The organism is Variovorax atrisoli (genome assembly GCF_014195185.1).
Taxonomy (GTDB): Bacteria; Pseudomonadota; Gammaproteobacteria; order Burkholderiales; family Burkholderiaceae_C; genus Variovorax; species Variovorax atrisoli.
This window is the reverse complement of record NZ_JACIBG010000005.1, coordinates 283441-304741: the sequence shown is the minus strand read 5'-3', so window position 1 is coordinate 304741 and position 21301 is coordinate 283441. Positions and strand designations below refer to the sequence as shown.

22 protein-coding genes are annotated in these 21301 nt (G+C 69.6%); 10 read left to right on the top strand and 12 right to left on the bottom strand.

Annotation, left to right across the window (positions count from 1 at the left end; genetic code table 11):
- The first annotated feature begins 80 nt into the window (after positions 1-80).
- Together FHY06_RS19215 and FHY06_RS19210 are read left to right on the top strand one after the other, a co-directional pair.
- Positions 81-2078 (top strand): acetoacetate--CoA ligase, encoded by a 1998-nt coding sequence (locus FHY06_RS19215; RefSeq protein WP_184606054.1) that lies wholly within the window; start codon positions 81-83, stop codon positions 2076-2078.
- Positions 2079-2143: 65 nt separating this feature from the next.
- Positions 2144-3130, top strand: coding sequence for a tripartite tricarboxylate transporter substrate-binding protein (locus FHY06_RS19210; RefSeq protein ID WP_019653773.1), 987 nt, complete (start codon positions 2144-2146; stop codon positions 3128-3130).
- A gap of 44 nt (positions 3131-3174) precedes the next feature.
- Here FHY06_RS19210 and FHY06_RS19205 read toward each other — a convergent pair whose 3' ends face one another.
- The 7 genes from FHY06_RS19205 to FHY06_RS19175 form a co-directional block, all read right to left on the bottom strand.
- Positions 3175-4500 (bottom strand): HipA domain-containing protein, encoded by a 1326-nt coding sequence (locus FHY06_RS19205; RefSeq protein ID WP_409327459.1) that lies wholly within the window; start codon positions 4498-4500, stop codon positions 3175-3177.
- The gene (locus FHY06_RS19200; RefSeq protein ID WP_126183654.1) at positions 4494-4952 is read right to left on the bottom strand and encodes a type II toxin-antitoxin system RelB family anti-toxin; all 459 of its coding nucleotides are present in this window, start codon (positions 4950-4952) and stop codon (positions 4494-4496) included. Before FHY06_RS19200 ends, FHY06_RS19205 begins: the two co-directional genes overlap by 7 nt.
- A gap of 96 nt (positions 4953-5048) precedes the next feature.
- Positions 5049-6047, bottom strand: a complete 999-nt coding sequence (locus tag FHY06_RS19195) for a tripartite tricarboxylate transporter substrate-binding protein (protein WP_354414687.1) — start codon at positions 6045-6047, stop codon at positions 5049-5051.
- 23 nt (positions 6048-6070) lie between these two features.
- Positions 6071-7279: a M20 aminoacylase family protein gene (locus FHY06_RS19190; protein ID WP_019653763.1), complete on the bottom strand. Its 1209-nt coding sequence runs from the start codon at positions 7277-7279 to the stop codon at positions 6071-6073.
- Between the two features lie 113 nt (positions 7280-7392).
- Positions 7393-8259 carry a pirin family protein gene (locus FHY06_RS19185; protein ID WP_409327458.1) on the bottom strand — a complete coding sequence of 289 codons (867 nt, stop codon included), beginning with the start codon at positions 8257-8259 and terminating at the stop codon, positions 7393-7395.
- Positions 8256-8840, bottom strand: coding sequence for an NADPH-dependent FMN reductase (locus FHY06_RS19180; RefSeq protein ID WP_184606052.1), 585 nt, complete (start codon positions 8838-8840; stop codon positions 8256-8258). The genes FHY06_RS19185 and FHY06_RS19180 overlap by 4 nt, the downstream gene beginning before the upstream one ends.
- Before the next feature lie 43 nt (positions 8841-8883).
- Complete coding sequence (locus FHY06_RS19175; RefSeq protein ID WP_184606051.1) at positions 8884-9270, bottom strand: DoxX family protein; 387 nt, start codon at positions 9268-9270, stop codon at positions 8884-8886.
- 87 nt (positions 9271-9357) lie between these two features.
- Here FHY06_RS19175 and FHY06_RS19170 point away from each other — a divergent pair, with 87 nt between their 5' ends.
- Both FHY06_RS19170 and FHY06_RS19165 read left to right on the top strand, forming a co-directional pair.
- Positions 9358-10260 (top strand): LysR family transcriptional regulator, encoded by a 903-nt coding sequence (locus FHY06_RS19170; RefSeq protein ID WP_184606050.1) that lies wholly within the window; start codon positions 9358-9360, stop codon positions 10258-10260.
- 74 nt (positions 10261-10334) lie between these two features.
- On the top strand, positions 10335-10811 hold the full coding sequence (locus FHY06_RS19165; protein WP_184606049.1) for an FKBP-type peptidyl-prolyl cis-trans isomerase: 477 nt from the start codon (positions 10335-10337) through the stop codon (positions 10809-10811).
- Between the two features lie 21 nt (positions 10812-10832).
- Here the strand turns inward: FHY06_RS19165 and FHY06_RS19160 are convergent, their stop codons facing one another.
- Positions 10833-12407 (bottom strand): CYTH and CHAD domain-containing protein, encoded by a 1575-nt coding sequence (locus tag FHY06_RS19160; RefSeq protein WP_260310529.1) that lies wholly within the window; start codon positions 12405-12407, stop codon positions 10833-10835.
- Positions 12408-12575: 168 nt separating this feature from the next.
- On the opposite strand from FHY06_RS19160, the gene FHY06_RS19155 reads away from it, so the two are divergent.
- Together FHY06_RS19155 and FHY06_RS19150 are read left to right on the top strand one after the other, a co-directional pair.
- A complete protein-coding gene (locus FHY06_RS19155; protein WP_019653755.1) occupies positions 12576-12998 on the top strand; it encodes a VOC family protein in 423 nt (140 codons plus the stop codon).
- Between the two features lie 160 nt (positions 12999-13158).
- Positions 13159-14247 (top strand): pirin family protein, encoded by a 1089-nt coding sequence (locus FHY06_RS19150; RefSeq protein ID WP_126183646.1) that lies wholly within the window; start codon positions 13159-13161, stop codon positions 14245-14247.
- On the opposite strand, the gene FHY06_RS19145 is transcribed toward FHY06_RS19150, so the two are convergent.
- From FHY06_RS19145 to FHY06_RS19135, 3 genes are all read right to left on the bottom strand, one after another.
- A complete protein-coding gene (locus tag FHY06_RS19145; RefSeq protein WP_019653753.1) occupies positions 14244-14534 on the bottom strand; it encodes a YciI family protein in 291 nt (96 codons plus the stop codon). The two genes, FHY06_RS19150 and FHY06_RS19145, sit on opposite strands and share 4 nt — an antisense overlap.
- Before the next feature lie 119 nt (positions 14535-14653).
- Complete coding sequence (locus tag FHY06_RS19140; RefSeq protein WP_184606048.1) at positions 14654-15670, bottom strand: Bug family tripartite tricarboxylate transporter substrate binding protein; 1017 nt, start codon at positions 15668-15670, stop codon at positions 14654-14656.
- Between the two features lie 82 nt (positions 15671-15752).
- A complete protein-coding gene (locus FHY06_RS19135) occupies positions 15753-16847 on the bottom strand; it encodes a tartrate dehydrogenase (protein ID WP_132754448.1) in 1095 nt (364 codons plus the stop codon).
- Positions 16848-16971: 124 nt separating this feature from the next.
- On the opposite strand from FHY06_RS19135, the gene FHY06_RS19130 reads away from it, so the two are divergent.
- From FHY06_RS19130 to FHY06_RS19120, 3 genes are all read left to right on the top strand, one after another.
- Complete coding sequence (locus FHY06_RS19130) at positions 16972-17901, top strand: LysR family transcriptional regulator (protein WP_184606047.1); 930 nt, start codon at positions 16972-16974, stop codon at positions 17899-17901.
- 91 nt (positions 17902-17992) lie between these two features.
- Positions 17993-19069, top strand: coding sequence for a M4 family metallopeptidase (locus FHY06_RS19125; RefSeq protein ID WP_184606046.1), 1077 nt, complete (start codon positions 17993-17995; stop codon positions 19067-19069).
- On the top strand, positions 19066-19407 hold the full coding sequence (locus tag FHY06_RS19120) for a protealysin inhibitor emfourin (protein WP_019653748.1): 342 nt from the start codon (positions 19066-19068) through the stop codon (positions 19405-19407). Before FHY06_RS19125 ends, FHY06_RS19120 begins: the two co-directional genes overlap by 4 nt.
- A 3-nt stretch (positions 19408-19410) precedes the next feature.
- On the opposite strand, the gene FHY06_RS19115 is transcribed toward FHY06_RS19120, so the two are convergent.
- A complete protein-coding gene (locus FHY06_RS19115; RefSeq protein WP_184606045.1) occupies positions 19411-20739 on the bottom strand; it encodes an Nramp family divalent metal transporter in 1329 nt (442 codons plus the stop codon).
- 136 nt (positions 20740-20875) lie between these two features.
- On the opposite strand from FHY06_RS19115, the gene FHY06_RS19110 reads away from it, so the two are divergent.
- On the top strand, positions 20876-21184 hold the full coding sequence (locus tag FHY06_RS19110; RefSeq protein ID WP_019653746.1) for a putative quinol monooxygenase: 309 nt from the start codon (positions 20876-20878) through the stop codon (positions 21182-21184).
- Positions 21185-21301: the final 117 nt, after the last annotated feature.

Genomic DNA, 21301 nt, shown 5'->3' with positions numbered 1-21301 from the left:
TCCAACAGTATCGCCGCCGCATCGCCCGAACAATCCGGCCCGAACCGCCCGCCGGGCGGCTTCTGGATGCCCGCTACACGATGCACGATTCGCCCCCTTCCGACGCCCACGGCCAGCTGCTGTGGACACCCTCGGCCGAACAGGTCCGCGCCAGCGGGCTCCATGCCTACCAGCAGTGGCTGGACGAACGCCACGGCGTGCCGGCGGGCGGCTACGAGCAGCTCTGGCAGTGGTCCGTGGACTCGCTGGAGCCCTTCTGGCAGTCGATCTGGGAGTACTTCGGCGTCGTGGGCGAGGGCGACACGCATCCGGTGCTCGCGCAGCGCGAGATGCCCGGGGCGCAGTGGTTTCCCGGCACGCGGCTGAACTACGCCGAGAACGTGTTCCGCAGGGTGGGCAACGACCCGGCGAGCCCCGCGATCGTCGCGCGCAGGGAAGACGCGCCGCTGCGCACCATGTCGTGGGCTGAGCTCGAGCGCGACACCGCCGCGCTGGCCGGCCGGCTGCGCGCATGGGGCATCGGCCCAGGCGACCGGGTGGCCGGCTACCTGCCCAACTGGCCGGAGACCGTCGTCGCCTTCCTGGCCTGCGCCAGCATCGGCGCCATCTGGTCGAGCTGCGCGCCGGACATGGGCCCGGGCGTGGTCCTCGACCGGCTGCGCCAGATCGAGCCCTGCCTGCTGCTGGCGACCGACGGCTACCGCTACAACGGCAAGCGCCACGACCGCAGCGCCCAGGTGAAGGAGCTGCTGGCCGAACTGCCCAGCGTGAAACGCGTGATCCACGTGCCGGGCCCGGGCGACGAGGCCCCGGCACCCGACTGGCGCGACCGCGTCGACTGGGCCGATGCGCTGCGCGAGGACGCGCCGCCGCGCTACGAGCGCCTGCCTTTCGACCACCCGCTGTGGATCGTCTATTCGTCCGGCACCACCGGCCTGCCCAAGGCGATGGTGCACGGCCACGGCGGCATCGTGCTCACGCACCTGAAGACCATGGCGCTGCAGCACGACCTGCGCGCGGGCGACCGGCTGCTGTTCCTCGGCAGCACCGGCTGGATCGTGTGGAACCTGCAGGTGGGCGCGCTCCTGACCGGCGCGAGCATCGTGCTTTTCGACGGCAACCCCGCCTGGCCTGACGCCGGCGCGCTGTGGCGCTTCATCGGCGAGCAGGGCGTCACGCTGTTCGGCTGCGGCGCGGCCTACCTGGCCAACTGCATGAAGGACGGGCTGCGCCCGCGCGACATCGCGGACCTCGACCGGCTGCGCGCCATCAACGCGACCGGCTCGCCGCTGCCGGTGGAGGCCTATCTCTGGGTCTACGACGCCGTCAAGTCCGACCTTTGGCTGGCCTCGATCAGCGGCGGCACCGACATCGCCTCGGGCTTCGTTGCCTGCGCGCCCAGCCTGCCGGTGCACGCCGGAGAGATCCAGTGCCCCGAACTCGGCGTGGCGGCCTACGCATTCGACGATGCCGGCCGGCCGGTGGTCGACGAGGTGGGCGAGCTGGTCATCACGAAGCCGATGCCCTCGATGCCGCTGTACTTCTGGAACGATCCCGGGAACCGGCGCTACCGCGAAAGCTACTTCGAGACCTTCCCCCATGTCTGGCGGCACGGCGACTGGATTCGCTTCACGCCGCGGCGCAGCGCAGTGATCTACGGGCGCTCCGACAGCACCATCAATCGCTTCGGCATCCGCATGGGCACCGCCGAGATCTACCGCGTGGTCGAGCAGCTGCCCGAGGTGCGCGACAGCCTCGTGGTCGATCTCGAATACCTGGGCCGTCCCTCGTTCATGCCCCTGTTCGTCGTGCTGCAGCCGGGCATGGCGCTCGATGCGGCCCTCGTCGAGCGCATCCGCGCCGCCATCCGCACCAAGGCGTCGGCGCGCCACGTGCCCGACGACGTCGTGCAGGTGGACGAGATTCCGCGCACGCTCAGCGGCAAGAAGATGGAAGTGCCCCTGCGCAAGCTGCTGCTGGGCACGCCGGCCGAGAAGGTGGCGAGCCCCGACAGCATGCAGAACCCGCGCAGCCTCGCCTTCTTCGTCGACTACGCAGGCAAGCGCGCGGCGGCCTGATGCCGCGCGGCCACTCGCTTTCCACCCGCATCCCACCCATACACACACCCAAGGAGACACAGAAGATGCAACGACGCCACTTCCTCAACGCCATGGCAGGCGCCGCCGCCACCGGCGCACTGACGCCCTTCGCCGCCCTCGCCCAGGCCCTGGAGCAGGTGAAGGTCATCTACGGCTTTCCCGCCGGCAGCGCCGGCGACAGCGTGGCGCGCCGCGTCGCCGAGAAACTCGGCGGCACGCCCTACAGCAGGAACCCGGGCTACGTGGAGAACAAGCCCGGTGCGGGCGGGCGGATCGCGCTGGAGACGCTCAAGGCAGCGCCGGCCGACGGCTCGGTGCTGGCGCTGGCGCCCGTGTCGGCGCTGTCGGTGTATCCGTACATCTATCCGAAGCTCTCGTACAAGCCCGAGGACGTGACCGCCGTGTCCATCGGCGCGGTGATGTTCCACGGCCTGGCCGTTGGGCCCTCGGTACCGGCGGAAGTGAAGACCCTCAAGGACTTCCTGGCCTGGGCCAAGGCCCATCCCGAGAAGGCCAGCTACGGATCGCCAGGCGCCGGCTCCATGCCGCACCTGCTGGGCGCGCTGCTGGGCATGCGCGCGGGCGTCGACCTCAAGCACGTGCCCTACCGCGGCACCGTGCCCAGCATCACCGACCTGGTGGGCGGCCAGATCGCGGCAGCCATGAACCCCAGCGGCGACTACCTTCAGTACGTGAAGGCCGGCCGCATCCGCGTGCTGGCCACCTCCGGCAAGAAGCGCTCGCCCTTCCTGCCCGACGTGCCGACCTTCACTGAGCTGGGCTACCCCGACGTGACCTCCGAGGAATGGTTCGGCTTCTACGCACCGGCCAGGACACCCGCCGCCACCATCGCTGCCGCCAACGCCGCCATCACCCAGGCGCTGAAGGACAAGGCCGTGGTCGACGCGCTGGCCCTGGTCGGACTGGTCGCGAACGGCACCACGGCGCAGGACATGGCGGCCGACCAGAAGGCCGAGTACGAGCGCTGGGGGCCGCTGGTGAAGCAGATCGGGTTCACTTCGGAGTCCTGAGCGGCATCCGGCGCAAGCCGGTTCGATGTCGGCCCGGCGGCGTCCTACGAGGCGATGTCGGCGCCCGCGAGGAATCGCTTCGCCTCGCCTCGCATGCCTTGCGAGATGGCCTCCCAGGTCCGCGCGGGAAAGTCCGGCGGCAGCAGCGCCTCGACCTCGCCCAGCGCGGCGTCCACCGACGTCACCAGGTCGAGCATCGCGTTCCACACGTCGATGCCGCCGTTCTTCATTGCCAGGCCATGCCAATGGCGGGCCTGGATGGTCTGGAACACGTAGTGCGCATTCCTTGAACGGATCGCCATTGCCAGGCCCGCCCTGCGCTGCTGGAATTGATTGGCGCCATCGCCGAAATACGGCCACATCGAGATGACGTCGTACAGCGGCGTCATCTCGTAGGCGTCGCCACGCTGGAGATGGATCGAGAAGTTCTTGGCATGCCCGTCGGTGGCCGCGAGCAGAAAGAAGGCCAACTGCGCAAGCAGGAAGCGCGCGCCGTCGTACACGCTCCTGCTGCCCTGGAGAAGCTGCAGGCACTTCGACATGCCGGGTCCGCCGTGCTGCTCGTACTTCCTTTCGGACGGCAGGCCCAGGGCCTGGCAGAAGTCTTCCTGCGGCAGGCGTGCGATCCAGGTGCTGTCGTCCATCCACTCGCGATCGAAGCGCTCCACGATCAGCACCGTCTGCCCGCCGAAGGTGGCCACGGTGCTTGGCGCCACCGGCAGGCCGAGGGCCAGCACGATCTGCGCGCACAGCCATTCGTTCTGCACCGAGTCGGAGGCGTCGACACGCCTGGAGCCGCCGATCAGCCCGAGCGGCAGCTTGACGATGTGCGTGGTTGGCGTGGCGCCGTGCGGCCGGCACCATTCGCCATTCCAGCGGGTCAGCGCCGTCTTTTCCTGCGCACCGGCCAGCGAGATGCGCAACAGGTCTTCGTCGCGCATGCCTTGCGGCACGTCTTCGGATGGCACCGCCTGCAGCAATTCGGCGATCTGCGCCTCGTCCAGCGGCTCGCAGTCGACGGAGTTCCAGCCCTGCGGCGCAGCGCCCTCCGGCACGAGTTGAACGGCGCCGACACAGTCGCGGCCGATGGCTTCGAGCAGGCCGAAGGTCGTGGCGTCCCTGAGCCGGAAACGGTTGCGCAGGCGCGCGCGAATCCTGTCGTTGTCGGGCAGCAGGTTGTCGAAGTAGTTGCGGACCACTTCGCCGCGAACCTCGAGCGCGCTGTTCAGCGGGATCGACAGCGACAGCGATCGCCGCCGCGGCGATTCAGACCAGGCCGGGTCGTAGCGGAAGGAATGGGTGCCGCGTTCGACTATCCAGGTGCCTACGCGCTCTCCGTTCATCCAGGCGTCGAGGGCCTGCGTCACCACGACTCCCTCTTGGGCCGGACGACGAAGTTCCGGCGCGAGGTGGGCTTGACGTCCTTGCCGGGATTCAGTGCCTGGAGTGCGCGAAGCGATTCGCCCGGCGCACCGGGCGATTCCGCTTCCAGGCGCACCAGCACCGACTGGTCGCTCATCGGCGTGGCGGTCCATGGGCCGGGGGGAAGCTTCACGGCGTCGTACGGCGCGGGCTCTTCCGCTGCCACGGGCACGGGATTCGGCGCTGCTTCCTCGCGCAGACAGAAGGATGCGCCCAGCGCCGACAGGAGCTTCATCAGCTGCTCGAAGCTGACAGCGCCGGGGTTCGCCTCGATTTCGGCGATGCGGGCCTGGCTGACGCCGATGAGAGCGCCGGCCTGCGCCTGCGTCAGGCCGCGCTGCTTGCGCAGGGCCTTGAGATGCGGCCGCAGCTGATCGACGAAGCGCAGGGGATATTCCATTGAGGTTTCAGAATATCGGCCCTGTCTTGTTTTGTCAAAATATCTGTCTTAGCTTATTTTTACTTTATATCGGCTCAGGCTTGTAATTCACTGACCTCAGTCGACCTTCGCCCCCGACGCCTTCACCACCGCCCCCATCGCATCCCAGTCTGCGCGCAGCAGCTTCTGGAACTCCTCCGCGCTCTGGCTGCGCGGCTCCACGCCCAGGCGCTTGAAGCGTTCCTGGATCACCGGGTCGGCCAGCACCTTGTTGGTCACGGCGTTCAGGCGTTCGACCTCGGCCTTGGGCGTGCCGGCCGGCGCGAGCAGGCCGATCCACGAATCGAAGGCGTAGCCGGGCAGGCCGCTCTCGGCCACGGTCGGCAGCTTGGGCAGGAAGGGGCTGCGCGACTGGCCGGTGGAGGCCAGCAGCTTCATGCGCGCGTCCTCCTGGAAGCCCATCACGCCGATGCTCGACGAGATCACCGCCTGCACGCGGCCCGCGAGCACCTCGTTGACGGCCTCGCCGGTCGACTTGGTCGGGATGTGCGTCATCTGCAGGCCCGCCTTCGCGAGGAAGGAGGCCATCGCCAGGTGCGTGGCACTGCCGTTGCCGGCGGAGGCGTAGTTGTACTTGCCGGGATTGGCCTTGACCTCCTTGATGAAGTCGGCCGTGCTCGACACGCCCATGCCGCTGGACACCGCGAGCACGTAGCCCGCGTTGCCGACGTTGGCGACGCCGACGAAGTCCTTCAGCGGGTCGTAGCTGAGCTTGCTGTAGAGGAAGCCCGCGATGTTGTGGCTCGCCGCGGCGAGGACCAGCGTGTTGCCGTCGGCCGGCGCGCGCGCCACGATCGCCGCGCCCACGGTGCCGCCTGCGCCCGCGCGGTTCTCGACGATGGCGCTGGCGTTCAGCGCGGCGCCCAGTTCGTTGTTGAAGGCGCGCGCCACCGTGTCCTGCACCGCGCCGGTGCCGAAGGGCACGACGATGTGGATCACGCGCTGCTGCGCGTGCGCCGCAGCGATGCCGCAAAGCGCCGCCGCGGCGGCAATCGCGTTGAATGAACGTCGGGTGAATCGAGTGGGGGTCATCTGTGTGGCCACTTTCTTGGTCATCGGTCAGCAGTAGGGAAACAACTTCAGGCGCGCGCCGCCGGCAGCCAGCGCTGCACCAGCTTCACGAAGTAGCTGGCGCCGATCGGGATGATCTCGTCGTTGAAGTCGAACGAGGTGTTGTGGATGATGCAAGGGCCGGGCCCGTGGCCGTCGAGCCGGTGGTCGCCGTCGCCGTTGCCCAGGAAGGCGTAGCAGCCGGGCCGCGCGAGCAGCATGTGGGCGAAGTCTTCGGCGCCCATCACGGCGGGGAAGTCGTCGGTGACCATGTCGTCGCCCACCACTTCGCGCATCACGCCGGCCGCGAAGCGCGCCTCGGCCGGGTGGTTCACGGTCGGCGGCGACGAGCGCTTGAAGAAGACCTCGGCCGTGCAGCCGTGCGCGGCCGCCACACCGGCGGCGACTTCGCGCAGGCGGGCCTCGAGCTTGTCGATGGCGTCGATCGAGAAGGTGCGGATGGTGCCGCCGACGGTGGCGACGTCGGGAATCACGTTCGGTGCGTCGGAGCCCTGCAGCTGCGTGACCGCGAGCAGCGCGCGTTCGGTGCTCGGGATGGTGCGCGCCACGATGGTCTGCAGCTGCTGCGCGAGCGTGACCACCGCCGCCACCGGGTCGATGCCGGTGTGCGGCATCGAGGCGTGCGTGCCGCGTCCGCGCACGGTGATCATGTAGGTGTTGCTCGAGGCCATCAGCGCGCCTTCGTTGAGCGCGAAGCGGCCCACGTCGCCCACCGGGAAGTTGTGCAGGCCGAAGACGGCGTCGCAGGGGAAGCGCTCGAACAGGCCCTCGTCGATCATCTTTTTGGCGCCGGCCTTGCCCATCTCCTCGGCGGGCTGGAAGATGAAATTCACCGTGCCGTCGAAGTCGTCGGGCCCCTGCTGCGCCAAGTGCCAGGCGGCGGCCAGCAGCATGGTGGTGTGGCCGTCGTGGCCGCAGGCGTGCATGCGGCCGGGGTGCGTCGACTTGTGCGCGAACTCGTTGGCCTCGTGCAGCGGCAGCGCGTCCATGTCGGCGCGCAGGCCGATGGTGCGGCTGCCCGTGCCCTTGCGCAGCACGCCGACGAGCCCCGTGCCCGCGATGCCGCGGTGCACCTCGATGCCCCACTCGGCGAGCAGCTTCGCGACCTTGTCGGAGGTGCGGTGCTCCTCGAAGCCGAGCTCGGGGTGGGCGTGGATGTCGCGCCGGATCTCGACGAAGCGGGCGGCGTTGGTGATGAAGGAATCGGCGATGTTCATGGCGGGGCTGCTGCCGGCTGCGAAGCCGGCCGGGTCGTTCGACGTTGGGGGTGAAGCGAACGATTCTGGCGCAGCAGCCCGCCGCGCGCACGCCGGATCATCTGCCGGCCCGGCTACGCGATGCGCCCTTCCTGCCTCAGCCGCGCGCCGATGCGCCGGATTTCGGCCTCGCCCTGCTCGAGCGCGGCCTTGCTGGTGTGCACCGAGTAGTAGCCCATCACCAGCTCGTGCGGATGCTTCGCCGCCGAGCCCAGCACGAAGGCCGTGTCGCCGTGCGCCACGAAGTCGATGGCCGCGCCCGATTCCTCGAACACCGCGAGCTCGCCCGCGGCGACAGGGCCGCCGGTGCCGCCGGTGTCTCGGCCCGCTTCGAGCGCGCCCGCGCTGACGGCGATCCAGCCCACCGTGTGGCCGGCCGGCGGCAGGTAGGTCCAGCGTTCGCCGTCCTTCAGCTTCACGGCCAGGTAGTTCATCGGCGAGGGCGCGGCGATGGGGCTCTGCGCCGCGCCATAGCGCCCGAGCAGCACGCGCGCCGGGCCTTGCGCCGGCACCTGCGAGGGCGCGAGGTACATGCTCTGCGCGGGCCCGTTCTCTTCCGAAGGCGGCAGCGCCACCCACAGCTGGAAGCCGCTCACGCGCTCCACGCCCGGCGCGGGCGCACCGGTGTGCCACACGCCGTTGCCGGCGCGCATCCATTCGACGCCGCCGCCGCGCAGCGTGCCCTGCTCGCCGGTGGTGTCCTCGTACTGGGTGTCGCCTTCCATCAGCCAGGTCAGCGTCGCGATGCCCGAGTGCGGATGCAGGCCGAAGCCCTTGTGGCCGCCGGTCACGTCGAAGCCGAAGAGGTCGAGGAACACGAAGGGCTTGAGGAATTCGCCCAGGTCGCCGGGGCTCATCAGCCGCGTGATCCCGCCGTGGCGCGAACCGCGCGTGCGGTAGACGATGGCGCGGGCGCCTGCTTCGATGGCCGTGCTCATCATGCGGCCTCCCTCGCGCTCTTCAGCGCCTTGGTCCACCACGCGATGTCGTCGAGCAGCGCGGTGGCCGCCTGCGCGAGGTGCGGGAAGTCGGTGAAGCTCTTGCCCTGCTGCCAGATGCCGAGGAACTCGACCATGCCGATGTGCACCGCGTGGCGCACCGGCGCCATCTGCATCTCGACCGCCACCAGCCGCAGCTGCTCGATGGCGCGCGCCGCGCCCACGCCGCCGTAGCCCACGAAGCCGATCGGCTTGCGGATGAACTCCTTGTAGGCCCAGTCGATCGCGTTCTTCAGCACCGCCGTGGGGCCGTGGTTGTATTCGGGCGTGACGACGATCAGGCCGTCGAAGCCGGCCAGCTTCGCCTGCCAGCGCTGCGCGGCCTCGTTCTTCACCGGGTCCCAGGCCGGCGCGCCGGCTTCGTCGAAAAGGGGCAGCGGGTGGTCGCGCAGGTCGACCAGTTCGAAGGCGAGGTCGGTGCGCTGCTTCGCGATCTCGTGGATCCACTGCGCGGGCTTCTCGCCGAAGCGGCCTTCGCGGGTGGAGCCGAGGATGATGCCGATGCGGGGTTGCTGCTGGGTCATGGGGTACTCCGAAAGAGGTTGGAAGAAAGAGAGAAAAAGGAAATCAGGCCGCCGCGGCGACGGACCCGGACTGCGGCCGCAGCCGCCAGGCGACGAAGCCCGACAACAGCGCCAGCACCACGGCCGGCGCGGGGTTGCCGCCGATCAGCAGCAGGTGCGTGGCGACGGCGCACACCATGGTCGCGAACAGCAGCAGGCCGCCGAGGAAGCCGGTAGCGGGCACGAGCAGCAGCACCGCGCCGCCGACCTCGACCAGCCCCGTCAGGTAGCGGAACCACTGGCCGAAGCCGATGGCGTCGAACACCTGGACCATCTGCTGCGCACCGGCCAGCTTGGCAGCGCCCGCGGCGCCGAAAGCCAGCGCCAGCAGGACGCGCACGCCCCAGACAATGCGGCGCCGAGTGGGGGAGATAAGGGATGAAGTAGTCATGGGCACAAGGTTAGGCATGCACCCATTAATCGACTAGGCGGTAGAGTCGGATTGCACTCGTCCATGAATTGAAGGAATCAGCCCGCCATGTTCGACCTCAACGACGCCGCCGTCTTCGTCCAGGTGGTGCGCCACGGCAGCTTCGCCGAGGCAGGCAGGCGGCTGGGCCTGCCGCCGAACACCGTGAGCCGGCGCATCCAGCAGCTCGAATCGCAGCTGGGCGCCCGGCTGATGCAGCGCTCCACGCGCAAGCTCACGCTGACCAGCGCCGGACAGGATTTCCACGACCGCTGCGCCGGGCTGATCGACGGCCTGGCCGCCGCCGGGCAGGCGCTGGCGGCCGGCGGCCAGGAGCCCAGCGGCCTGGTGCGCGTGGCCGCGCCGGCGGATTTCTTCGATTTCTTCCCGATGGAATGGGTGGCCGACTTCCTGGCCGCGCATCCGCTGGTCAAGCTCGATTTCGTGCTCAGCGACGCAGCCGCCGACCTGATCGCCGAGCGCATCGACGTGGCCTTCCGCGGCGGCGTGCTGCGCGACTCGGGCTACGTCGGCCGGCGGCTGGTCACCCGCAGCGCCGGCCTGCTGGCGAGCCCCGCCTACATCGCCCGGCGCGGCGAGCCGAAGAGCCTGCAGGAGCTGGCCCGGCACGACTGCGTGACCCCCTCGACCCCCACCGGCCACACCACCTGGCGCCTCACCGGCCCCGACGGCGTGGAAGAGGAAGTGCAGGTCGCCGGCCGCTTCACTGGCAACACCGCCCAGGCGCTGCGCAGGGCGGCCCTGGCCGGCCTGGGCATCGCCCAGCTGCCGCCCGCGATGGCCACGCGCGACGAGCAGGCCGGCGAGCTGGTGCGCGTGCTGCCGCAGTACGAATACACCGGGCGCGGGCTCAACGTCGTCTATCCGAGCCGCAAGCACCTGCCGCTGGCGGTGTCGGCCTTCATCGAGCTGGTGATGGGCAAGCTCGACCAGATGGACGTGCTCAAGTAACCGGGCAGCCACCGCGATCCCCGGGAAAGGCCCGGCTGCGTGCGCCTTCGGGTTTCGGCCGAGAATGCGAGCCCATGAAAATCGCAAAAGACACCGTCGTCACCATCAAGTACAAGGTCTCCGACGCACAGGGCAAGCTCATCGAGGCGAGCCCAGAGCCGATGGCCTACCTGCATGGCGGCTATGAGAACACCCTGCCGAAGATCGAGGAAGCGCTCAACGGCAAGGAAAAGGGCTACCAGACCGTGCTGAACCTCGCCCCCGAAGACGCCTTCGGCGAGCGCGACGAGTCGCTGGTGCGCTCCATTCCCAAGACCGACTTCCCGCCCGGCGTGAAGGTCGGCGGCCAGCTGCAGGGCCGGCTCGACGACGGCCGCGAGCACGTCTTCACCGTGATGAAGATCAAGGGCCCGGTCGTGCTGCTCGACGGCAACCACCCCTGGGCCGGCAAGGCGCTGAAGTTCAGCCTGCAGGTGACGGACGTGCGCGCGGCGCAGCCGGTGGAGATCGAGCACCGGCATGTTCATGGGGCACACGGGCACCATCACTGAACGGGCTGCGTAGCCCCGCGACTAGCTCTTCTTCCAGAACCTCGCCGCATCCTCGATCTTCGCGAGCGCCTTGCGGCAGGCCTTCGCCCCGGCCTCGCGCCGCGCGGTGAACCACCCTACGGCGAACCATGCGCGCGCATCGCGGGCGGCGGCCTCGCGGTACAGCGCGAGCGCGACGGCCTCGTCGTTGAATTCGCCCAATGCGTCCTGCGCGGGGCGCAGGGCCTTCAGATAGGTGTCGGCGCCTTCTTCCTTTTCATCGAACAGCGGCGCCACGAACTCGGCGAGGTAGCGCAAACGCTTGAGGCGCTTTCGCACGCGGTGCTGGCTTTCGGTGTCCAGCGATTCGAAGCGTTCGCCGTCGCGCAGCACCTGCTTGTGGAGGCGCTGCAGGCGCTTTCGCAGCAGGCGGTGGGCGTCGTTGGCGCCGACCGTTGCTGATGGCGGGTCGCCTTCCGCGGCGGGCGCGGGTTCGGGTTCGGCCGGCTTCGCCGCGGTGAAGCCGATCAGCGAAACGAGCACGTTCTGGAAGGCCGGGGAGCGAACGATGTCGCCGGGCGAGGGCGCATCGGCTGCGGCTCCACCGTCGGCGGCCAGCGGGTCGAAGTCCGGCGCACCGGCTTCGCGCAGGCGGGGCTGCGCCAACTTCACGACCTGTTCGCGGTCGCGCAGTGCGCCGAGGGCGCGGAAGGCGTCTACGAGCGGGGACTCCCATTCCGCGGCCTGGGCGGCACCCGAGGCGGGGTCTAGATCGGCGAGCTCACGCAGCGCCGTGCGCAGGCGGCGGATGCCGATGCGCAGCTGGTGGATCTGCTCCTCGTCGGCGCTGCCCGCGGCGATCTCGCTCGCGTTCGGCAGCATCTGCGCGAGGCAAGACGCGACCACGGCCTGCCGGATGGCCGGGCCGTCCGGATGCTGGTCGGCGAAGCGCGGCGGCTCGGCCTTCACGGCTTCCACCGTTTCCTGCGCCGCAAGCAGCCGCGCGCCGCGCTCGGCCTTCGACACGGTGCTGAACCACAGCCCATGCTGCTGCGACCAGCGCCGCGCGAGCGAGACCAGGCCCTGCACGTCGCCGCGCTTGAGTTCGAGCTCCAGTTCGCACACCGGCGATTCGCGCTGCTCGGGCGTGCCGGCGTGGGCGACGACCTTGCCGACGTCCAGCGCCATCTCGATCACCGCGCCGGCGGAGCCGGTGACGCGGACGTCGCGGGTGAGCCGCACGATGTCGGTCGATTGCCGCTCGACCAGCGGGCTGCCGTCGGCGAGCAGCTTCGCGAGCCGTTCGCCCACGGGCGTGCCCTGGTGGCGCTGCGGATCCATCTGCGGCGCCGGCGCTGCAGTGCCGAGGTCGACGTTGTGCTCCAGCCGATGCAGGGCGTTGTCGCCGGTGGCCTTCACGGTCTGCACCCAGCGAGGCCCCTCCTTGCGCAGCCGCAGCACCACGCCGTCGGCGGCCAGGCGCTGGTCGGCGGTGTCGAAATAGCGGGCCTGCAGGCGGGTGCGGGCGACAGTGCCGCGCCTGAGGGCGGCTTCGACGGCCTTCAGGCGGCTGGCGGGGATGCAGAACTTGAACTCGATTTCCATGATGGCAGCCATGATGCCCGGTCCGTTTCGCCCCTTGCAATCGCGGCCGCATCGTCGGGATCGGCAGCCTCGAAAAAATATGTGGACGCCGTCCATTTGATTTGCTATCGTTTGTGGACGGCGTACACAAAACGCCGGACAACACCCTCACAAACCTCTTTTCATCGACAGGACGACACCATGGCCACCAAGCAGATCTTCGTGAACCTCCCCGTCAAGAACCTCGACAAGACCAAGGCGTTCTTCGCCGCGCTGGGCTACACCTTCAACGAGCAGTTCACCGACGCCAATGCCGCGTGCATGGTCGTCCAGAAGGACAGCATCCACGTCATGCTGCTGGTCGAGGAGTTCTTCAAGACCTTCACCACCAAGAGCATCGCCGACACCGCCAAGAGCACCGAAGTGCTGCTGTGCCTCTCGTGCGAGAGCCGCGCCGAGGTCGACGAACTGGTGGCCAAGGCCAAGGCGGCCGGCGGCACCACGCCGACCGAGCCGAAGGACTACGGCTTCATGTACGGCCACGGCTTCCAGGACCTCGACGGCCACCTGTGGGAGCTGGTCTACATGGACCCGAACGCCGCCGTGACGCACCAGAACCCCTGAGGCAGCGCCGCCGCCGCCGAGGACCCGAACGATGCCGATCGTTCCATACGCGCTCTTCACTGTTGCACGGAAGGCCTCTGGCGAAAGGCGCCGGCGGCCCGATATTCCACCCACCGGCACGGCATCATCGGCCGCGCGCCCCAAGGAAAGGAATATCCGCATGCCCGACGACAAGAACAACGACGACAGGAGCCCCGTCCTGCAGGTGAAGCCCCTGGGCTTTCCCTGGCAGACGATCGACCCGTTCCTCTTCTGCGTCTACCACGACGACGCCTACCCGAAGGCCAACGGCCGCATGGGCCCCGAGGCCTCGCTGGCCGGCCGCCAGATCGGCCAGGACTTCAGCCGCAAGGACGGCTGGAGCATGTACCACGGCGAGACGGTGCCGGGCTTTCCCTCGCACCCGCACCGCGGCTTCGAGACCGTGACCATCGTGCGCAAGGGCCTGGTCGACCACTCCGACTCGCTGGGCGCCACCGCGCGCTTCGGCGGCGGCGACGTGCAGTGGCTCACGGCCGGCAAGGGCATCGTGCATTCCGAGATGTTCCCGCTGCTCGAGGCCGACTCCGCCAACCCGCTGGAGCTGTTCCAGATCTGGCTCAACCTGCCGGCGAAGAACAAGATGGCCGAGCCGCACTTCACGATGTTCTGGTCGGAGGCCATTCCGCGCTTCGTCTCCGACGACGCGAAGGGCGGCCGCACCGAGGTCGCGGTGATCGCGGGCCGGCTCGGCGACGACCCTTCCAACGGCCGGGCACCGATCCAGCCGCTGGCGCCCCCGCCCGATTCGTGGGCCGCGCAGGCCGATGCCGACGTGGCGATCTGGACGCTGAAGATGACGCCCGGCGCCCAATGGACGCTGCCCGCCGCCACCGGCGAGGGCACGCGGCGCATGCTGTACTTCTTCAAGGGGTCGGCCGCGCGGGTGGGCGGCGAGCAGGTGCGGGGGCCGGTCGCCATCGAACTGCGCGCGGGCGTGGACGTCGAGATCGCCAACGGCGACGCCGACGCCGCGGAGTTCCTGGTGCTGCAGGGCCGTCCGATCGCCGAGCCGGTGGTCCAGTACGGCCCCTTCGTGATGAACACGCAGGCCGAGATCAGCCAGACCATGGCCGACTACCGCCGCACGCAGTTCGGCGGCTGGCCCTGGGAAGACCCCGCGCCGGTGCACGGCCACGACGCGCCGCGCTTCGCCCGGCATCCGGGCGGGCGCGAGGAACTGCCGGCGGATGCGGCCGCGGCGCGCTAGAAGTTCTTGAGGATCTCGACGCCCGGCGCCGTCATGCGCGGCACGAACTCGATGACGTCGGTGCGCGCCACCCCGCCCTGCACGAAGGGGTCGCGCGCCAGCACCGCCTCCAGGCCCTCGCGGTCGCCCGAGCGCGCGAGGATCACCCCACCCTGGCGCGGCACCTGCCGGCCCGAGGCCACGAAAAGCCCGCTTTCGTAGTGCTTCTTGAGCCAGACCATGTGCGCATCCATCAGCGCGTCGACTTCCTCGAGCGGACGGATGTAGGTGAGGGTGACGATGAACATGGGCGGGAGGCGGTGATTTCGGAAGCCCTGATCCTATGGCCTCGGCGCCCATGCCGCTGAATGCAGGTGTGCGCGTGCGTAACCGGCTGCACGCCGCCGTCGAGCCGTCCGCCGCGGCGCTATTCGATCGCCACGCCGCCTTCCTTCACCAGCTTCGCGAACTTGGCCGTCTCCTCGCGGATCTGCCGCGCCATCTCTTCCTGCGTGCCGCCCAGCGGCTCGGCGCCGATGGCCTGCATGCGCTGCGCGAAGTCTGGCGAATGGATGATCTTCACCATCTCGGCGTTCAGGCGCGCCACGATCTCCTTCGGCGTGGCCGCGGGCGCCAGCACGCCGAACCAGGTGCCGATGTCGAAGCCCTTGAGCCCGGACTCATCCAGCGTCGGCACGTCCGGCAGCACCGACGAGCGCCGCGCGGTGGTCACCGCCAGCGCACGCAGCTTGCCACCCTTGATGTGCTGCAGCACCGGCGTGATGGTGTCGAATGACATCGCCACCTGTCCGCCGAGCAGGTCGGTGGTGAGCGGCCCGCTGCCCTTGTAGGGCACGTGCAGCAGCTTCGTGCCGGTGCTGGCCTGGAACTGCGTGCCGATCAGGTGCTGCGCCGTGCCGTTGCCGTTGGAGCCGTAGGCCAGCTTCTCGGGCGCGGCCTTGGCGAGCACGACCAGTTCGGCCACGTTCTTCGCGGGCGTGTTCGCCGCGTTGACCACCAGCACGTTCGGCACCATCGCCACCACGGTGACGGGCGCCAGGTCCTTCTGGAAGTCGTAAGGCAGCTTCCTGTAGACGCTGGTGGCGATGGTGTGGTGCACCGCGCCCATCAGCAGCGTGTAGCCGTCGGGCCTGGCCTTGGCGACGTAGTCGGCGCCCAGCGTGGCACCGGCGCCCGGCTTGCTCTCGACCACGACCGGCTGGCCCAGCGACTGAGAGAGCTTGTCGGCCAGCGCGCGGGCCAGCACGTCGGTGGTGCCGCCGGCCGGGAAGGGCACGACGAGGCTGATCGGCCGCGCGGGCCAGCCCGCGGCGCCCGGCCCCTGCTGCGCGAAGGCGAGGGCGGTGGAGCCCAGTCCCAGCGCGATGGCTGCGGCCTGCAGCACGATGCGCCGATGCAGGCGCGCGTTCGATGAAGCGTTCATGTCTTGTCTCCGGCTCGTTGTTCTGCGCCGCGCGCTTCGAGGCGCGCGGATACCGTCGTTCGCCTGCTCGGCAGGGGGCCGATCAGGCCGCCAGCCGCAGCGGCTGTGCAGTTATGTGCGCGCACACCGCACGCGTCACCTCCTCGGTGGTCGCGTTGCCGCCCAGGTCGCGCGTGTGCAGCGCGGGGTTGGCCGTGACGTGCTCCACCGCGGCCATCACGCGGCGCGCGGCCTCGGCCTCGCCGAGGTGCTCCAGCAGCATCACCACCGACCAGAAGGTGCCCACGGGGTTGGCGAGCCCCTTGCCCATGATGTCGAAGGCCGAGCCGTGGATGGGCTCGAACATCGACGGATAGCGCCGCTCCGGGTCGATGTTGCCGGTGGGCGCGATGCCCAGGCTGCCCGCGAGCGCGGCCGCGAGGTCGCTGAGGATGTCGGCATGCAGGTTGGTGGCGACGATGGTGTCGAGCGTGGCAGGCCGGTTGACCATGCGCGCGGTCATCGCGTCCACGAGCTCCTTGTCCCAGCGCACGTCGGGGAACTCCTTCGAGACCTGCAGCGCGATCTCGTCCCACATCACCATCGCGTGGCGCTGCGCGTTGCTCTTGGTGACCACCGTGAGCAGCTTGCGCGGGCGCGATCGCGCCAACCTGAAGGCGAAGCGCATGACGCGCTCGACGCCCGCGCGGGTCATCATGCTCACATCGGTGGCGGCCTCGATCGGATGGCCCTGGTGCACGCGCCCGCCGACGCCGGCGTATTCACCTTCGGAGTTCTCGCGCACGATCACCCAGTTCAGGTCTTCCGCCCGGCAGCGCTTCAGTGGCGCATCGATGCCCGGCAGGATGCGCGTGGGCCGCACGTTGGCGTACTGGTCGAAGCCCTGGCAGATCTTCAGGCGCAGGCCCCACAGCGTGATGTGGTCGGGAATGTGCGGATCGCCCGCGGAGCCGAAAAGAATCGCGTCCTTGCCGCGCAGCGCCTCGAGGCCGTCGGCCGGCATCATCTCGCCGTGTTCGCGGTACCAGTCGCCGCCCCAGCCGAAGTCCTCGAAGCTGAAACGCAGCGCGCCGCCGGAGGCCTCGGCCAGCGCCTCCATCACCTGGCGGCCTGCGGGTATCACTTCCTTGCCGATGCCGTCGCCGGGAATGGTGGCGATGCTGTAGCTGCTGCTCATCGTCGATGTCCTTCTTCGTGTGTGTGGGTGCTCTGTCGGGCTCCCACTGTAGGATCGGCTGGGTCGAACGATTCACGGCGGAAGTGAATCCATCGTTAACCTGAATTCAACAATCGGATCACCCATGGCAGCCCCGGTCCAGCCCGCCGATCTCGGCTTCTTCTCCACGCTCGCGGCCAGCGGCAGCCTGAGCGCGGGGGCGCGAGAACTCGGCATCAGCACGCCCGCAGTGAGCAAGCGGCTTGCGCATATGGAGTCGCGCCTGGGCGTCACGCTGGTGAACCGCACCACGCGGCGCATGAGCCTCACGCCCGAGGGCGAGCTCTACGTGGCGCACGCGCGCCGCATCCTCGGCGAGATCGACGACATGGCGCAGCTGCTCGGCGGCGCGAAGGGCGAGCCCCAGGGGCTGCTGCGCGTGAACGCCACGCTGGGCTTCGGGCGCAGCCACGTGGCGCCGCTGATCTCGAAGTTCGCGCGCAGGCATCCGCAGGTCGAGGTGCAGCTGCAGCTCTCGGTGAACCCGCCGCCGCTGACCGACGACGCCTTCGACGTCTGCATCCGCTTCGGCGCACCGCCCGAGGCCCGCGTGATCGCGCGGCGCATCGCGTCGAACCGGCGCCTGCTGTGCGCCTCGCCCGCCTACCTCGCGCGCGCCGGGCAGCCCAAGGTGCCCAACGACCTCACGCGCCATCGCTGCATAGGCATCCGCCAGGGCGACGAGGCCTACGGCATCTGGCGCCTGAGCAGCGGGCGCGGCACCGCGCAGCGCACCGAGGCAGTGAAGACGCGCGGCATGCTCAGCACCAACGACGGCGAGATCGCGGTCAACTGGGCGCTCGACGGCCACGGCATCCTGATGCGCGCCGAGTGGGACATCGCGCGCTACCTGCGCAGCGGCCGGCTCGTGCAGGTGCTCGCCAGCTACCGCACGCCCGATGCCGACATCTACGCGGTGTACCCGCAGCGCCACCAGCTGTCGGCGCGCGTGCGAACTTTCGTCGACTTCATGGCCGCCGCGCTCGGCAAAGACGACATGCCGCCCAGGGCTTGAGCCGCGATCCGACAGGCGCCGCCTCGCGTTTCTGCTACGGTGGTTTCGAACCGATCGATGCCCCGATCGACCTTCGACGAAAGGCCCGCCCATGCCGTCGCGCAATCCGCAGATCCTGCCGCCCGCCTTCGTGCCGCCGTACCTGCTGAGCCGGCTTGCCGAAAGCGCCAGCCCGCCGCTGAGCGAGCGCGCGGTGAGCACGCTGGCCATCGACCGCGAACATCGCGCGCTGCGCGGCCTGGTGCCGCCGGCGGTGGTGTCGAACATCACCGGCACACCGGTGCGCCCCGCGCGGCCCGATTCGCCAGAGCGCGCCATCCACGACGCGGGCCACACGACCGAGCTGCCCGGCAGGCTGGTGCGCACCGAAGGCAGGCCCGCCACCGGCGACATCGCGGCCGACGAGGCCTACGAGCACCTGGGCGCGACCTGGCGGCTGTACCGCGAGGTGTACGAGCGCGACTCCATCGACGGCGCGGGCATGCCGCTGACCGGCAGCGTGCACTACGGCAAGGACTACGACAACGCCTTCTGGAACGGCGCGCAGATGGTGTTCGGAGACGGCGACGGCGAGGTGATGAACCGCTTCACCATCGCGGTGGACATCATCGGCCACGAGCTCACGCACGGCGTGATCGACCACGAGGCCGCGCTCATCTACCAGGGCCAGCCAGGCGCGCTCAACGAATCGATTTGCGACGTGTTCGGCGTCCTGGTGAAGCAGCACGTGCTGAAGCAGACCGCGCAGCAGGCCGACTGGCTCATCGGCGCGGGCCTCTTCATGTCCACCGTGAAAGCCAAGGCGCTGCGCTCGATGGCCGAGCCCGGCACCGCCTACGACGACCTGGTGATCGGCAAGGACCCGCAGCCCGCGCACATGAAGGACTTCGTCGTCACTTCGCAGGACAACGGCGGCGTGCACATCAACTCGGGCATTCCGAACCGCGCCTTCCACCTGGCGGCCGTCGCCATCGGCGGGCCGGCATGGGAGAGCGCAGGCCGCGTCTGGTACGACACGCTGCGCGACGGGCGCCTGCGCAACGACGCCGACTTCGAGGCCTTCGCGACGCTCAGCATCGATGTCGCGTCGCAGCGCTTCGGCGCCGGCAGCGCAGTCCGCAAGGCGGTCGTCGACGCCTGGCAGGCCGTGGGGGTGATCGCGCCATGATCCGCCTGCCGCCGCTGAACGAGGCGACCACCGTGCGCGTGACGCGCGAGGGCGGGCTGGCCTTCGTGCCGGGGCTGGCGCAGCCGCGCAGCTTCCGGCTGGGGGAGTGCACGCAGGAGCTGCGCCAGCAGATCGGCGACGCGCTGCACAGCGCCGTGCCCCACGCGCAACAGCAGGCCGGCGCGACGGTGTCGGGCGGCGACCAGCGCTTCTACCGCGTCGAGGTGCTCGTGCGCAGCGCCGGCGAGCAGCAGGACATCTTCGTGAGCTTCGAGGTGCCCGAGGCCGAGGCGCCGGAGGCGCTGGTGCACCTGTGGAAGGAAGCGGGCAAGCGCTGAGGCCTAGGCACCGCTCACGACCACCGATGCGATCAGCCAAACGTTGGCCGCGCCGATCACGCCGAACAGCAGCCACGCCAGCGACTTCACCACCGGGCCGTTGGCGAAGCCGCCCATCAGCGCGCGGCTGCTCGTGAAGCGGATCAGCGGCCACATCGCGAAGGGCAGCTGGAAGCTCAGCACCACCTGGCTGAGCACCAGCATCTTGCCCACGCCGCCGTAGCCGAACCACCAGACGCCCAGCCACGCCGGGCCCAGCGCCAGCGCGCGCGTGATGAGGCGGCGCTGCCAGCAAGGGATCTTCAGGTCGAGGAAGCCTTCCATGATGATCTGGCCTGCGATGGTGCCGGTGAAGGTCGAGCTCTGCCCCGAGGCCAGCAGCGCGATGCCGAACAGCGTGGCCGCGACCGCGCTGCCGACGACGGGCTCCAGCAGCCGGTAGGCGTCGTCGATCTCCGTCACCTCGCGGTGGCCGGTGGCGTGGAAGGCGCTGGCAGCGAGCACCATGATGGCCGCGTTGACCAGCAGCGCAAGCGAGAGCGACACCACCGCGTCGAGCGTGCAGAAGCGCACCGCCTCGCGCCTCGCGGGCTCGGTGTCGGCGATCAGGCGCGTCTGCACGATCGACGAGTGAAGGTACAGGTTGTGCGGCATCACCGTCGCGCCGACGATGCCGATGGCCAGGTACAGCGCGCCCGGCTGGTGCAGCCGCTCCAGGCTCGGGCCGAAGCCCATCGCCACGCCGAACCAGTTGGGCGGCGACATCGCCAGCTCGACCACGAAGCAGGCCGCGATCGTGCCCACGAGCCCCAGCACGATGGCCTCCACGCGGCGGAAGCCCGCGCCCTGCAGGCCCAGCACCAGCAGCGTGTCGAAGGCGGTGATCGCGATGCCCACCGGGATCGACACGCCGAACAGCAGGTGCAGCGCGAGCGCGCTGCCCAGCACTTCGGCGAGGTCGCAGGCCACGATGGCCAGCTCGGCGCCCAGCCACAGCAGGCGGTTGACGCGCGGCGAGTAGTGCTCGCGGCAGATGCGCGCCAGGTCCTTGCGCGCGACGATGCCCAGCCGCACGCACAGCGTCTGCAGCAGCATCGCGGCCAGGCTCGCGAGCAGCACCACGAACAGCAGGCCGTAGCCGAAGCGCGAGCCGGCCTCGATGTCGGTCGCCCAGTTGCCCGGGTCCATGTAGCCGACCGACACCAGCAGTCCCGGACCCGCGTAGCGCATCAGCTTCTTGAAGAACGGCAGTTCCTGCGGGACGGCGACGCTGCCCTTGACTTCGGAAGGACAGAAGGGCGCGGTGGCCGTGCGAGGGAGCGGGAAGAACATGCGGAAGATGATAGGGACAAGACAGGGACACGGCCTTGTCGCGGACCTGACCGGCACCGCCGCGCCAAATCTCTTAGATTCGGCCGTCGCATTCCAGTCGACCACCCATCCAACCAACCAACCGGAGACCCTTTCAATGATCCACGTCGTCGCCGTCATCACCGCCAAGCCCGGCCAGCGCGCCAGGCTGCTCGAAGCCTTCGCCGAGAACCGCGCAGCCGTGCTGGCCGAGGCAGGCTGCATCGAGTACGGCGCCACGGTCGATGCGCAGGGCATCCCCGCGTCGAAGGCCAGCTTCGGCCCCGACACCTTCGTCGTGATCGAGAAGTGGGAAACCCTGGCGCACCTGCAGGCGCACGCGGTCGCGCCGCACATGAAGGCCCACGGCGAGAAGACGAAGGAGCTCACCGCGGGCAAGCTGATCCACGTGCTCGAGCCGGTCTGAGGCTCGCCTTAGCCCCTCCTTCCCACCTCTTCGTACCTTTCGGTTTCGCGGCTTCACGCATTCGCGCGCCGCGCGATGCGTGCTACCGTCACGCCGGGAGCACGCGCCACCGATGCA

Coding starts and splice junctions, on each gene's coding strand:
- FHY06_RS19215 (WP_184606054.1), top strand. CDS start 81: ATGCACGATTCGCCCCCTTCCGACGCCCACGGCCAGCTGCTGTGGACA.
- FHY06_RS19210 (WP_019653773.1), top strand. CDS start 2,144: ATGCAACGACGCCACTTCCTCAACGCCATGGCAGGCGCCGCCGCCACC.
- FHY06_RS19200 (WP_126183654.1), bottom strand. CDS start 4,952: ATGGAATATCCCCTGCGCTTCGTCGATCAGCTGCGGCCGCATCTCAAG.
- FHY06_RS19195 (WP_354414687.1), bottom strand. CDS start 6,047: ATGACCAAGAAAGTGGCCACACAGATGACCCCCACTCGATTCACCCGA.
- FHY06_RS19190 (WP_019653763.1), bottom strand. CDS start 7,279: ATGAACATCGCCGATTCCTTCATCACCAACGCCGCCCGCTTCGTCGAG.
- FHY06_RS19185 (WP_409327458.1), bottom strand. CDS start 8,259: ATGATGAGCACGGCCATCGAAGCAGGCGCCCGCGCCATCGTCTACCGC.
- FHY06_RS19180 (WP_184606052.1), bottom strand. CDS start 8,840: ATGACCCAGCAGCAACCCCGCATCGGCATCATCCTCGGCTCCACCCGC.
- FHY06_RS19175 (WP_184606051.1), bottom strand. CDS start 9,270: ATGACTACTTCATCCCTTATCTCCCCCACTCGGCGCCGCATTGTCTGG.
- FHY06_RS19170 (WP_184606050.1), top strand. CDS start 9,358: ATGTTCGACCTCAACGACGCCGCCGTCTTCGTCCAGGTGGTGCGCCAC.
- FHY06_RS19165 (WP_184606049.1), top strand. CDS start 10,335: ATGAAAATCGCAAAAGACACCGTCGTCACCATCAAGTACAAGGTCTCC.
- FHY06_RS19160 (WP_260310529.1), bottom strand. CDS start 12,407: ATGGCTGCCATCATGGAAATCGAGTTCAAGTTCTGCATCCCCGCCAGC.
- FHY06_RS19155 (WP_019653755.1), top strand. CDS start 12,576: ATGGCCACCAAGCAGATCTTCGTGAACCTCCCCGTCAAGAACCTCGAC.
- FHY06_RS19150 (WP_126183646.1), top strand. CDS start 13,159: ATGCCCGACGACAAGAACAACGACGACAGGAGCCCCGTCCTGCAGGTG.
- FHY06_RS19145 (WP_019653753.1), bottom strand. CDS start 14,534: ATGTTCATCGTCACCCTCACCTACATCCGTCCGCTCGAGGAAGTCGAC.
- FHY06_RS19140 (WP_184606048.1), bottom strand. CDS start 15,670: ATGAACGCTTCATCGAACGCGCGCCTGCATCGGCGCATCGTGCTGCAG.
- FHY06_RS19135 (WP_132754448.1), bottom strand. CDS start 16,847: ATGAGCAGCAGCTACAGCATCGCCACCATTCCCGGCGACGGCATCGGC.
- FHY06_RS19130 (WP_184606047.1), top strand. CDS start 16,972: ATGGCAGCCCCGGTCCAGCCCGCCGATCTCGGCTTCTTCTCCACGCTC.
- FHY06_RS19125 (WP_184606046.1), top strand. CDS start 17,993: ATGCCGTCGCGCAATCCGCAGATCCTGCCGCCCGCCTTCGTGCCGCCG.
- FHY06_RS19120 (WP_019653748.1), top strand. CDS start 19,066: ATGATCCGCCTGCCGCCGCTGAACGAGGCGACCACCGTGCGCGTGACG.
- FHY06_RS19115 (WP_184606045.1), bottom strand. CDS start 20,739: ATGTTCTTCCCGCTCCCTCGCACGGCCACCGCGCCCTTCTGTCCTTCC.
- FHY06_RS19110 (WP_019653746.1), top strand. CDS start 20,876: ATGATCCACGTCGTCGCCGTCATCACCGCCAAGCCCGGCCAGCGCGCC.